The 13,834-nt window shown below is 31.3% G+C and carries 12 protein-coding genes; 1 reads left to right on the top strand and 11 read right to left on the bottom strand.

The genetic code is table 4. The annotated features are described in order from the left end of the window. Positions 1–67: 67 nt before the first annotated feature. From S100390_RS04380 to S100390_RS04405, 6 genes are all read right to left on the bottom strand, one after another. Positions 68–829, bottom strand: coding sequence for a PP2C family protein-serine/threonine phosphatase (locus tag S100390_RS04380; protein ID WP_070407062.1), 762 nt, complete (start codon positions 827–829; stop codon positions 68–70). A gap of 2 nt (positions 830–831) precedes the next feature. Next, on the bottom strand, positions 832–1,869 hold the full coding sequence (gene rlmN / locus S100390_RS04385; protein WP_070407063.1) for a 23S rRNA (adenine(2503)-C(2))-methyltransferase RlmN: 1,038 nt from the start codon (positions 1,867–1,869) through the stop codon (positions 832–834). 129 nt (positions 1,870–1,998) lie between these two features. Beyond that, positions 1,999–2,664, bottom strand: a complete 666-nt coding sequence (locus S100390_RS04390; RefSeq protein ID WP_070407064.1) for a hypothetical protein — start codon at positions 2,662–2,664, stop codon at positions 1,999–2,001. Positions 2,665–2,983: 319 nt separating this feature from the next. Continuing rightward, positions 2,984–3,379, bottom strand: a complete 396-nt coding sequence (locus S100390_RS04395; protein ID WP_070407065.1) for a hypothetical protein — start codon at positions 3,377–3,379, stop codon at positions 2,984–2,986. 157 nt (positions 3,380–3,536) lie between these two features. Continuing rightward, positions 3,537–5,627, bottom strand: coding sequence for a PTS transporter subunit EIIC (locus S100390_RS04400; protein WP_070407066.1), 2,091 nt, complete (start codon positions 5,625–5,627; stop codon positions 3,537–3,539). Between the two features lie 70 nt (positions 5,628–5,697). Continuing rightward, positions 5,698–5,946, bottom strand: coding sequence for a hypothetical protein (locus tag S100390_RS04405; protein ID WP_070407067.1), 249 nt, complete (start codon positions 5,944–5,946; stop codon positions 5,698–5,700). 238 nt (positions 5,947–6,184) lie between these two features. Here S100390_RS04405 and S100390_RS04410 point away from each other — a divergent pair, with 238 nt between their 5' ends. Then, positions 6,185–7,027: a MurR/RpiR family transcriptional regulator gene (locus tag S100390_RS04410; RefSeq protein ID WP_070407068.1), complete on the top strand. Its 843-nt coding sequence runs from the start codon at positions 6,185–6,187 to the stop codon at positions 7,025–7,027. 6 nt (positions 7,028–7,033) lie between these two features. On the opposite strand, the gene S100390_RS04415 is transcribed toward S100390_RS04410, so the two are convergent. The 5 genes from S100390_RS04415 to infB all read right to left on the bottom strand — a co-directional run bounded on the left by S100390_RS04415 (position 7,034) and on the right by infB (position 13,834). Next, a complete protein-coding gene (locus S100390_RS04415) occupies positions 7,034–7,747 on the bottom strand; it encodes an ABC transporter ATP-binding protein (RefSeq protein WP_070407069.1) in 714 nt (237 codons plus the stop codon). 356 nt (positions 7,748–8,103) lie between these two features. Next, positions 8,104–9,036 carry a 1-phosphofructokinase gene (gene pfkB / locus S100390_RS04420; RefSeq protein ID WP_070407070.1) on the bottom strand — a complete coding sequence of 311 codons (933 nt, stop codon included), beginning with the start codon at positions 9,034–9,036 and terminating at the stop codon, positions 8,104–8,106. Positions 9,037–9,104: 68 nt separating this feature from the next. Continuing rightward, complete coding sequence (locus tag S100390_RS04425) at positions 9,105–11,177, bottom strand: fructose-specific PTS transporter subunit EIIC (RefSeq protein WP_070407071.1); 2,073 nt, start codon at positions 11,175–11,177, stop codon at positions 9,105–9,107. Positions 11,178–11,202: 25 nt separating this feature from the next. Beyond that, the gene (locus tag S100390_RS04430) at positions 11,203–11,928 is read right to left on the bottom strand and encodes a DeoR/GlpR family DNA-binding transcription regulator (protein ID WP_231918039.1); all 726 of its coding nucleotides are present in this window, start codon (positions 11,926–11,928) and stop codon (positions 11,203–11,205) included. 49 nt (positions 11,929–11,977) lie between these two features. Beyond that, complete coding sequence (gene infB, locus S100390_RS04435; protein WP_070407073.1) at positions 11,978–13,834, bottom strand: translation initiation factor IF-2; 1,857 nt, start codon at positions 13,832–13,834, stop codon at positions 11,978–11,980.

The raw sequence follows: 13,834 nt of genomic DNA on the forward strand, positions 1-13,834 counted from the left end.
TTTGAATTATCTTCAACTTGTAAACATCATAACATAAAAACGAACAGTAAGAAAAAAATAACAGGGTTTAATCTGTTATTTCAAAGATAATTCCCGTTAAATTATCCGTTGATAAATTTTCAAGCGCACGATCAATTAAAATTTTAACTTTATCATTTAGTTTATTTGCTGATTTTAAACTTTCAACAATATCACCTTCATCAATATAATCATGAATACCATCAGTTGATAATAAATATTGTCCTTTAATATCTTCAATGACATATGTATCAATTTTTAAAGTCTTAGTTGGCCCTAAGGCACTTGTTAAAACTTTTCAAAAGGTATGCATATTATACTGTTTTTTATATTGACCTTGAAACTCTAATTCTTGTTTCTCACGATATTCCGTTGAATTTTCCATATTTTGATCTGTGGTAATTTGATAAATTTTATCATAATGTAACTTATATAACCGTGAATCACCAATATTAATAACATATACTTTTTCATTCGCAATTAAAGCCGCCACGACAGTTGTTCCCATATCACTTGTATCAGGATAAATTTGCGCATATGCAACCATTTCCTCTTGAATTGATAAAATCGTTTGCCGAAATCATTTATTAATTTCTTCATCTGTTAAATTATTAAAATTTGTTCGTTTAAAATGGGCAACTAAACTATCAACAGCCATTTTACTAGCAACTTCTCCGTGTTGATGCCCCCCCATTCCATCACAAACAATAGCAATATAATTATTAAAACTATTATTTGCAAAATCAAAGTAATCTTGATTACTACTCCGGTAAGCCCCAATATCTGTTTTGTATCCAAAGCGTATTTGCATAATTATTTTCTAATAATCCCTTCATTTTTAGCACGTAACTGACCACAAGCAGCATCAATATCGTGCCCAAATTCTCGACGAACAATACAGTTAATTTTTTGTTGTTGTAATGTTTCAAAAAATTGATTAATTTTAGTACTTCGTTGATAACCATTTTCAGCAACGGTATTATACGGAATTAAGTTAACATAAGCATTCAACCCCCGAATTAATTTTGCTAATTCTAAAGCGACCTCACGACTATCATTAACATCTTCAATTAAAATATATTCAAATGTAACCCGACGATTAGTTTGCTCAATATAATAACGAACAACATCCATTAATTTTTCAACTGGGTACGCTTTATTAATTGGCATTAATTGATTTCGAATTGTATTATTCGGAGCATGTAATGAAATTGCTAAGTTTACTTGCGTTTTTAAATCAGCAAATTGTCTAATTTTTGGAATTAACCCACAAGTTGAAATTGTAATATGACGCGCGCCAATTTGATAACCTTTTGAATCATTAATAATGTTAACGAAATTAATAACATTTTCAAAATTGTCTAATGGTTCACCAATTCCCATTACCACAATATGACTAACACGCTCTCCCGTTGTTGCTAAATAACGATTAACCATCATTACTTGTTGGACAATTTCAGCAGTTGATAAATTCCGCGTTTTTTTCAATAATCCTGATGCACAAAATGTACACGCCATATTACAACCAACTTGAGTTGTAACGCAAACAGAATTCCCATAACTTTGCGGCATTAATACCGTTTCAATTTTATAGCCATCAGCTAATTCAAATAAAAATTTAACTGTCCCATCTTTTGATTGCTGTTGTACGGCAATTTTTAATGGTTCAATTGTATAATGTTCTTGTAACTTAATTCGATCTGGTTTTGAAATATTTGTCATCTCATCAAAAGAATATATGTTTTTAACATATATTCAATCAAAGATTTGCTCTGCTAAATACTTTTTAAAACCATGGGCCACTAAATCTAATTGTAATTCCTGTTTGGGATATTCAAAAATTGATGTCATTATTTTCCACTCCATTTTTACATATTATAATTTTATCATAAAATCAGTTTTGATAAAATAGACAAAAAAATAAATTTTATGAATTCCACTAACTTACAAATCATGTAGTTTATCATAATAAGTGCAAATTTATTTATAAGCAAATACATTATCTTGTCAAAATTTATCATAATGTTTTGAACAAAATGTATGTATTATAATTAAATCATCAATACATATTTTTTTAAATTCAGTTTTTAAATTCGAAATATTCTTATAAGGATCCACAAATTTAATTATTCATTTTGGTACAACAGTTCATTGATTATTAGCAATCTTATCTTTATCCTTAAAATTTAATTTTTCATGATAAAGTGGACATAGATGATATTGACATGCAACTATTAAATTATTGCCAAATTTTGCTTTTCATATAAATTGTTTTAAATTATTTGGAATATCAACTGGAGTAGTAAAGTCACTTAAATTAAAATTCATAAGACCATTATATAAAGAATGCTCTCTGACAGAACTAAATTTTACTTCTAATTCATAACGACTTTGACTAGCATTTGGTACATTTAATACTATTTTGCTACCAACAAATTCACATAATAAAATTTTAGCTCCAGCTAGTTTTATTATTTTATTTTCACCTGTATATTTATAAATTGTTTGATCATTTAATTTAGCACATTCTATTTTAAAACTTTCAATATCAGTTTTATCATAATATCAATAAGTAACTTCAATTTGAATATTTGTACTTCTTTGAATTTCAAAGAGTGTTCGAATTACACCAATGTCATTAATCATATTTAATCCATAAATATTAAAGTTTATTTTATATGAGTTCTTATTTTTTATTCAGTCACTATATATCTTATTAAAAAGTTCATTACCATCTTTTTCTTCTAAATTTAATTGAATATTCTCATAATTTCGATTATCATATTTTGAACTTATATAACCATGTATATATGAAAATTTAATTGCGGGTTTAAAAAATTTACTTTTCTCATATGAATATTCATTATCTCAAATTGTACAAAATTCTTTTACTGTAGAGGTATAGTTTGTAGTAAAAACATAAAATGGTTTAGTTATATTCTTTAAAAAATTAAAATTATTTTTTTTAAAAGTTAAAATTGCAAATAGTTAATCTGTCAATATAATAGCCAAAAATTGTTTTTATCTCATTAAAGACTAAATTATAATCTTCAAAACTATCTTGCGCTTCTATTTTAATAGCACTTCCAACTTTATATAAAAAACTTTCAATTTGGAAATTAGATAAATCATTTAAACCTTCTGTTTTAATTCTTTCGGACAATGCAACAATTGTTGCAGGTTTAACATTATTCCCTGTTACTTCTAAAATTTCTTTTGCAAATAAATCACTATTTTTGCTTTTTTGAAAAAATCATTGAATAAAATTATTATTAAAATCTCTTAAATAATCATTGTAGCTAATTTCGAATCCATTTCCGAAAATATATGCCTCTTTAATTTTACCAATGTCATTGTTCATAACTTCACCTCATATCTTAATTTATTTTATCAAAAATACCTATACAAATTTTAAAATTCAGAATGTGTAAGTTATCATAATATTATAATTAGTCCATTATGTTTATAAGACCTTACACAAAAAAACATTAATTAAAAATATTAATGTTTTTTAAAATTTATTTAGTTTTTGGACTTTGTCCATTCGGAATTGCGGTTTTTTGTTCCTTACGCATTTCCGCTAATAATTCTCGCATGTATGGTTTAATAACTTCTTGTTCTCCACCATATACAATTTGGACTGATTCCCCGCGAACAAGCATTCCGGTACTTCCTCCTAAGGATTTGATCCCATCGCGATCAACAATACTACTATTAACAACTGTTACTCGTAATCGTGAAGCACATGAATCAACAGCAGTAATATTATCTGGTCCTCCTAAAAATTCAATGATTTTACGAGCTTTTTCACGTTTTGCAGCATCACCCTTCGCTGGTGCTGTTCTAGTTCCACTACCACCTTGTTTTGCCTTTAAATCAGCTTTAGTGTATAGTTTTGCACTACCATCACGACCAGGAATTCCAACTTTTCCATATTTAATACAGAAGTAGAATGCCGCAAAGTAAATCGGAATATATGGGACTCCGACGACTAGAATTCAATAGAAGTTTGTTCCTTTTCCAGCCACAAACGGAATAATTCCAAAGACAATAAAGTCAATAAATCCTCCCGATACTGTCATCGATGTATGAACATTTAATAATCCCATTAACATAAATGAAATTGCACATAATGGCATATGAACACCATAAAATAACCATGGTGCAACAAATAAGAATGTAAATTCAATTGGTTCTGTAATTCCAGTTAAGAAACAAGTAAAGGCTGCTGAAAAATAAATCCCCATTACTTGCTTACGATTTTCTTTCGGAACACTAAATCACATTGCTGCTGCGGCAGCTGGTAATCCAAACATCATGAATGGGAATTTTCCAGCCTGGAATCGACCAAGATTTAAGCCCATATGTTCCACCATTTTAAAGGTAATGTTTGGATCAGCAATAACTTTATACATAATTGTTTGATCTCCAACTGCTGAAATGGTTGAAGCATTTAATGATGATACTCAACTATTAATTGCAACTGTTGCATCAGCAGCACTCATTGTTCCAACATCAACACTAGCATCAATATAACCAGCACCTTGTAAATCTTTCAAGAAAGTAATATAACTTAACGGGTCTTTTAAAACATTGGCAATTAAATCGGCCATACTCCCCCCCGCTTGGGTTCACCATAATGGTGAATAGAAAACGTGGTGTAGACCAAATGGTACTAATGAACGTTCAAAAATTTCAAAAATTAATGAATCCAACCCAACCGGTAATTTTCCTGAATTATTTCCAAATCAAGCTAATCCGGTCCCAATTAATGGTCAAATAATCATAAAAATAAATGCTAACGGAATTACCGCTAAAAACATAATAATTGGTACTAACTTAGTTCCACTAAAAAAACTAAGTGCTGAAGGTAATTGTGTTTTATGAAAACGATTAAAAGCAAAAGCAGCAATCGCTCCAACAAAAATTCCTCCAAAAACTCCGGTATTTAATGAATTAACCCCTAAATTAGCAGTTAATAATTTACTTTGTACTGCTCAAGTTTGACCAGTATAAAATAATAAATTAAATTGATCAGCTACCCGTGTTGAACTAACAATCACAATTTTTGCATTCGGATCAGTAACTAATCGTTGATAAATTTCGCTATTTCGCATAAAATCTAATAACTCATTAGCCGTCAATAAGGTTGGACTGGCTGATTTTAAACCATCAACAGTTAATCCTTTAATTGGATTAGTAACCCCCTCAATATCAACAACATATTGAATGTGAGCAAATGCTTCGTTTAATAATGACAACTGAATGGCATTAAAAACTAAAAATCCAACCACTGATGTTAAAGCTGCAACTCCGGCATCTTCTGTATAAGCCATTGCCACTGAAATACAGAATAAAACTGGCAAATTACCAAAAGCAATATCCCCCATTTTGTTTAAAAAATTTCCAAAATATCATGCTGCTGAGGCGGGGTCAACTTTTGATGAAATTGTTGCCCCAACTCCTAAGAAAATTCCGGCAATCGGCAACAACGCAATCGGTAACAAGAACGCTTTACTTAATTTACTTAGCGTTGCCATTGTCCTCTGGTTTGATCGTTTTCATCATGCCCGTGATACAAATGGCTTAAGTTTTGCTTGTTCACTCATTTTTAAATATTTCCTTTCAAAATTAAATTTATAAATAAAATTTTCTCCAATTTTAAAATAATGTTGTCTTCTATGAAACCATTAGAAAAAGTGCTGATATTCCAATAACATAACAAAAAAATGCTCCATATAAAGCAATATTCCGCTTAATATAGGTTCACAAATCTAATTTTGTATTATTTTTAGCATAGTAATCCCCACTATTTGCTAACCGCCTTTTTTGAATAATTCAAACAATTAATAATAATGTTCCGACAATCATACCAAAAAGCATAATTGCTAAATATGTAATATTTTGTGACGATAAACTTAAAATCATTTTGGATGTGCTACTCTTTTCTATTAAAGTAATTTTATCATACTCAGACCTGCTCATAGAATTTCATTATTTTATATTGTTATTATAGAATATTTTTCTTTAAAAATTTATAATTTATTTTTTTTAATTAAATTAGCAAATTATTTTTTACTTTATAATTTATTTAATATGTTGTAAAATAAAAATAGTTGGTATTATGAAAATAATTTTCATGGCAATCATAAAGAAAGGAGTTTCTATGTTATCCCTATTAACATATGATAAAACTAACCTAACCGATACTGAACTATCAGTTATTGAACAAATTATCAAAAATCCTTTATTATTTACCAGTAAGACCATTTCTGAATTAGCTAAAGCTTATTATGTTAGTGAATCAACGATTACTCGGATGGCAAAACATTTAGGTTTTAGAAATATCAAGGAATTACAAATGCATATTTACGAACGATTAAATTTTTTAAACAAAAATTATGAAACTAATGAAACCATGAAATTAAAAGATATTGCTAACAATATGCGTGTCTATTATTCTTATAGTATCCATGAAACAATTGACAATATTGATTTAGACGCCTTAGATCGTTTAATTAATGATATTGTCATTAAAAAGCGAATTTTCGCTTTTGGTATTGGAAGTTCATTCCTCGCCTGTCGTGTTTTACATAGTAATTTAAACATGATTGGTTACAACTGCTTTACAACAGAAAGTATTCATTCGTTAATGGTTACCATGCAAAATGTTGACGAAGATGACTTAATTATTATTTTTAGTAAATCAGGAAAGACCAATGAAATTATTAATGTGATTACTTTAGCAAACAAACTTGGGATTGATGTTGCTCTTGTTACTAACAATCCTAACGCTGACCAACTATACAATATTAAACATAAAATTCTCTTTGAAGTTCATACCAAAGAAAATGAACGTTTTCCAGCTTTATCATCTAAAATTGTGCAAATTTTAATTTCGGATATTATTTTCCGTAGTTTATTAAAAATTCATCCAAATTTAGAAGAAAAGATCAAAGCCGCAAACGCGATTACTGAGGAGTACAACAAAGGAGCAATAAAAAAATAAAGACTCTTAATTTAAAGAGTCTTTATTTTGTTCAAGTTCAAACATTTCCTTGGTATAGTTAAAAACACTACCATACTGTTCAACAACTTTTGCAACTGGTAAATCTGCTTTAATTTCACCAGCTGCTAAATAAATAATTCGATCACAAAACCGCTCAATTTCTTCCATATTATGAGAAACCAAAACCATTGCCCGTTGATTAGTAATAATATTTTGTTCTAAAAACTGAAAAATAACCTCTTTAACAGCAATATCTAATCCTGTTGAAACTTCATCTAAAATTACTAATTGGGGTTGATGAATTACTGATAATAAAATATTTAATCGTTGCTGTTGACCCCCTGATAATTTGGCAATACTTTTTTTCATTACCGCAGTTAATTGATAGGTTTTTAATAGTTCTTTAATTTCACTTGCTGTTAAATTTAATTTAAAAGTATCACAATAATATTTAATCATATCTGCTGGGGTTAATCCCGGGGGATATTGTGAATTTTGAAATTGAATCCCAATCGTTAACTGTTGATGATAAACAATTTCCCCACTACTAGCTTTTCGCACTCCCGCGATAATTTCACTCAAGGTTGTTTTTCCACTACCATTTGCCCCAATTAAACCAATTTTTTCGTGTTGATGCATTGTAAAACTAATATCTTTTAAAACATACTTTTGATGATATTTTTTACTAACCGCCTTTAGTTCTAAAATAACTTCTGCCATAATATTCCCCTTTAACAATCGTGATTAAACTCTTTTTTATTCTACCATTAAATCCAAGCGAAGGTTATTTTTAGGTTAATTTGCAATTAAAAAACTTTTTTATTAAGAAAAAGATAAAAATATTAATTTACCAAAATTTATCATTTTTGAAAAAAAATAATTAAATAATTACTTATCACAAAAAAAAAAAAAAAAAGCAATATAATTAATATGGGAAAAGTAGTTTTTCCCAAACTGTCTGCCAATTTTTTGGTACACTGATTGATAGAATTGTAAGTACAATAAGTAACGTAACATAGTCATAGCGATATATACATAAAATAAAAAAAATGATATTTTTTAAAATATCATTTTTTTTATTTAAAAATTGTAATTTTAATTTGTGGTTTTAAACTTTCAACTACTTCACGAGTAGCAATCCCCGGACTAAAAGCCGTTGCTGAACCAGCACAAATTCCCATTAACAAGGCTGTTTGATAATCTTTTGTTGCTAAATAAGTTCCAACAAAACCAGCGACCATCGAATCGCCAGCGCCAACTGAATTTATTAGTTGTCCTGTTGCGGTATTCGCTAAGTAAACATCTTGTCTGGTAATTAACATACTACCATCTTTACCACTACTAATTAAAACATTTTGGGCACCTTGAGCACGAAGTTTCTGTCCTAACGTAATAATTTCTGTTACTTGTTTAAAGTGGTAATTTGTCCCAAACAGTTCATTTAATTCCGCTAAATTTGGTTTAATCAAAAATGGTTTTGTCGCTAAAGTTGATAATAACACATCGTTTGTTGCATCAACAACAAATAAGATTTGATGGTCATGACAATAAGTACTAATAACTTGATAAAGATTAGGATCACAATTCCGTGGTAATGAACCAGAAATAATTAAACAATCGTTTTTTGTTACTTTTGTTTTAATTAAAGTTAAAATTGCAGTTATATCAGCGGGGGTTATTGCAAATGCAACACCATTTAATTCGGTTTCTTGTTTAACTTCTAAGCTTTTAATTTTCATATTTGTTCGGGTTTTACCACTAACTTCATGAAAATAAGCCGGAATTTGCTGTTCTGTTAAATAATGTTCAAACATTTCCTTGTTATCACGGCCCAAAAACCCCAAGGCAGTGGTTGGATAACCTAAATGCTGTAACATCACAGCAACATTAATTCCTTTCCCCCCAATAATATCATATTCCCCTACTGCTTTATTTGTTTCCCCTATCTGAAAATTAGGAACTTCAATAATTTGATCAATTGCTGGGTTCAACGTTAATGTATAAATCATCTTCTTACTCCTTTATTTCTTATTTTAACATTATAAAAACCCAAATTATTGGGTTTTTAATAATTAATTTAAACTGCTAAAGTAATTTTTTTAGCTTTTAACGCATGCATTCTTCAAAATCCAAGAATTAAGGCACTAATTAAACTACCAATAATTAAAGCAATCACGGAAATTAAAACCGCGACCCCAATCGAAGCACCATGATTACCAATTGTAAACCAGTTTTTACCATTATCTTGAATTTGTAGTAATGGAAAGACAAAGATTCCTCCATGGGGTGCTGCTAAAGTGACACCAAAACCACTAACAATTGCACCTGATACGGCACTTCCAACCATAATTGATGGAATTGTTCGTTTTGGATCTGATGCCGCAAACGGAATAGCACCTTCTGTAATAAAACAAGCGGCTAAGAATCAGTTGGTATTTCCTTGTTCAACATCTTTTTTTGTTCAATATTTTTTAAATATTCTAGTACATAATGCTAATGCTAATGGTGGGACCATTCCCGTTAACATTGCTGCTGCCATAAAGACTGTTCCGCCGTTTGTTGAACGAATTCCAGCATATGCACTTTGCGTTGCATCAATTGTTAATGTTCCAAAGACATAAGCGGCTTTATTAATTGGTCCTCCCATATCAGCCGCCATCATTAACCCAATAATAATCCCAATTAAGGCACTTAAATTATAATCGGCAATTGCTTTTAACCCTAATCCTAGGCCATAGTTTAAGTAACCTAATGGAATATTAAGACCAAACATTAAAACTCCAGCTGCTAATGCTGTTAACACGGGAATTAAGACAATGTCTCGAACCCCACGAACTGATGGATGAAAACGAGCAAATCCTTTTTGACATCCATAAACAACAAAGGCAACAAGATACCCTCCAATTAAGGCTCCAAAAAACCCTGAGTTAAAGTTTGAGATTGAATCAGGGAACAAGCGTCCTCATGTGTTAGCTCATCCTGTTTTTGTGGAAGTATCATATAACATCCCTGGGGCGTTGGCAATTAACCCGGCAGTCATCCCTGGTAATAATCCTTGTGGGCCAACAATTGAGTAACAAACATAAGCCCCCAAAATTGGTACCATCATCCCAAAGATAACTTTTCCTAAACCTGAAAATCAAGCGGCAATATCACGTGTTACTCCAAAATTACCACCAATATTACCAGAATCTAATAAAAATCCAATTCCTAAAATAATTCCTCCAGCAACAACAAAGGGTAACATTCTTGATACCCCCCCCAGCAGGTTTTTGGTAACATCTTTAAAGTTTTTTAAACTTAATTCTCCAACTTCATCACTACCACTTTTGCTGGTTTTTCCAACGGTTAACCGTTTTCCTGCAAGAGCATCACCAATTACCTCTTGGCCATGATAAATAACATCTTTTGTACTTGTTTCTAAATATGAAACACCATTCATTCGGTCCATCCCAGTAATTTTTTTATCAATTCCTAAAATAACTGCTTTCGCATTCGCAATATCTGTTGCGGTTAAAACGTTTTCGTTCCCCCCGCGTCCTTGCGTTTCAACTTTAATTGTTAATCCCATTGCTTTTGCGGCTTCTTCCATTTTTTCTTTTGCCATAAAAGTATGAGCAATTCCTGTTGGACAAGCTGTAATCCCAACAACATCATAATGACCATTAACACCTGGTGAATCATTCGCTGCTTGTGCTGATGTTGGTTCAACAAAAGCTGTGATAATATCATCAAAACTTTTTGCTGCCCGAATTTTTGCAACAACTTCACTTTTTCCTAAGAAACTAGCAAGATGGGCTAATGCTTGTAAATGTTGTTCGCCCCCTTTTTCAGGAGTTGTAATCATAAAAATGACATCAACTGGTTTTTGATCTAAACTTTGTCAATCAACAGCCTTTTTTAAGGTCATAATTGCAATTGCTGGTTTTGTAACACTGCTACTTGAACAATGTGGAATGGCTAAACCATCGCCAACTCCTGTTGGGCCTTCTGTTTCGCGTTTTTCTAACGCTTTAATTAACTGTTCTTCGTTAGTGACAATTTTACTATTTCCTAACGCTGTTGCTAAAGTCTTAAAAACTGCCGTTTTATCACTAGCAGCGGTTTTTAAGAAGGTTGTTGCTTCGGTAAAATAATCAATTATCTTCATAATTATTTCTACTGCTTCCTTTCTCCTAATTTGTAATAATTTCAACTTCCGACCGGGAAGCAAATTTTACTAATGATTTGACGTTAAATTTTGATCTATCTGCTAGAACATAACTCTTATTTGCTTGCTTAATAACCTCTGCTTTAATCATTGCTTCATCCGGATCAGTTGTATATAAATCAGAACCACTAATCCCATTAACACCTAAAAAAGCACAATCAAGGTGATACTTTTGTAAAGTGCTAACTGCTTCTCATCCAATTAAAGCCCCGGTTTGGTGTTTATACTTACCACCCAAGACATACACGTTATTAAATCCTGCTAAGGCTAGTAATTCCACATGAAAAATGGAATTTGTGATAATAACCAAGTCATCCGCTGGTCGCATTAATTTAATCAACGCTAATGTTGATGAACCAGCATCTAAATAAAGACACATTTTTGGTTTAATTTTTCTAACTGCTTGTTGGGCAATTAAATATTTTGCTTCAGCATGGTGCTGAATCTTTTCATTTAATTGTTCTTCTAAGCGAAATTCACGACCCTTTTGCAGTTTAACCCCACCATGGACGCGCTTTAATAACCCTTGATGTTCCATTTCCGTTAAATCACGGCGTAAGGTTGTCGGTGATAACTGTAAGTTAATAATCAAGTCATTAACAAGCACTAAGTGTTGCTCATCTAAACAAGCTAAAATTTTTTCTCATCGTTGTTCTTTTAACATCATTTCACCATTTTTATTATACCTCAATTTTAACCAAAAACAACCAAAAATAACATAAAATAACCAAAAAAAACCGTTACTTTGTAACAGCTTTTTCAATATATGCTTCAATAACATCTTGTTCTTTTAAGTCATTATAATTTTTAATCGTTAGCCCACATTCCGCTCCAACTTTTGCTTCTTTAATGTCATCTTTAACATGTTTTAATGAGGCTAATTCCCCATCATAAACAATAACACCATCACGTAAAATTCGTACTCGCGATTTACGCGGAATTACCCCATCAGTAACATGACAACCAGCAATTGTTCCAATGTCAGAATGACGGAAAATTTGACGAACTTCGGCTTGTCCCAAGACTTCTTCAACCATTTCAGGATCTAACATTCCTTCAGCTGCGGCAATAATTTCTTCGGTTAACTTATAAATGATGGTATGTAAACGAATTTCAACCCCTTCATCTTCCGCTTTTTTCCGTACATGCGCAGTTGGACGAACATTAAAACCAACAATAAAGGCTTGACTTGCTAACCCCAGGGTAACATCACTTTCCGAAATTCCCCCCACGGTTGCTCGTAAAACATTAATTTTAACACCTTGAATATTAATTTTTTGTAAACTTGATTTAACTGCTTCAACCGTTCCTTGAGTATCTGCTTTTAAAATAATGTTAATTTGTTTTAATTGCCCATCTTTAATTTGAGCAGATAAACTTTCTAATGAAAAGACTTGATTTTTATAACGTTTATTAATCGTATCCGTTGCTTTTCGTTTTAGAGCAATTTCACGGGCTAACTTTTCATCCCGAAAGACCATAAAACGGTCCCCTGCATTTGGAACTTCATTTAAACCGTGAATAATAATCGGTGTTGATGGTCCTGCTGTTTTAATTTTTTTACCACTCTCATCCGATAAGTCACGAACATACCCGAAGGTATAACCGGCTACTAAGGCATCTTTGATATTTAAGGTTCCTGATTGAACTAATAACGTTGCAACTGGTCCTAATCCACGATCTAAATGCGATTCAATAACCGTTCCTAAAGCAAAACGATTTGGATTAGCTTTTAACTCCATTAAATCAGCCATTAATAAAATCGTATCTAATAACTCATCAATCCCTTGCTTTTGTTTTGCACTTCCTTTAACATAAGGAACTGACCCCCCTCACTCTTCGGGGGTTAAATCTTCTTGTGATAATTGCATCATAACATTATCTAAGTTTGCACCGACTTTATCAATTTTATTAATAAAGACAATAATTGGTACCCCCGCTGCTTTGGCATGGTCGATTGCTTCTTTTGTTTGTAACATTACCCCATCATCAGCGGCAACAACTAAAACAACAATATCAGTTACCGCACTTCCGCGTGCTCGCATTTGGGTAAAAGCTTCATGCCCTGGGGTATCAACAAAGGTAATTTTTTCACCATTTTTAGTCTTAATTTGATAAGCGCCAATGTGTTGGGTAATTCCTCCGTGTTCAGTACTAACAACATTTGTATTCCGAATTGTATCTAATAACGTTGTTTTTCCATGGTCAACATGCCCCATAATTGTCACAATTGGGGGGCGTTTTTCTAATGATTTATCATCATCATTAACTTCAAAACTTTCAATTAGGTTTTCATGAGTTACTGATTTTTCTCGTTTAAAATCTAATCCAAACTCTAAACATAATTCTCCTAATTGATCTTCACTCAAATAAGTATTTTGATTTAACATAATTCCTTTTGCAAAAAAATACTTAATAATTTCACTAACTGGTTTATTAATTTTTTCCGCAAATTCCACAATTGTTAATGCTTCAGCATAAACAAAAACCCCCTCATTAATATGAGCTTCAACCGTCTTTAATTGGGATTGAATTCGATGGCGCTGATTTTTTGCTAATGATTTTTTATTTGATTTGTTATTTTTTTGATTACTCAT

This window comes from Spiroplasma sp. NBRC 100390, from assembly GCF_001886495.1.
In the GTDB taxonomy this organism is placed as follows: domain Bacteria; phylum Bacillota_I; class Bacilli_A; order Mycoplasmatales; family Mycoplasmataceae; genus Spiroplasma.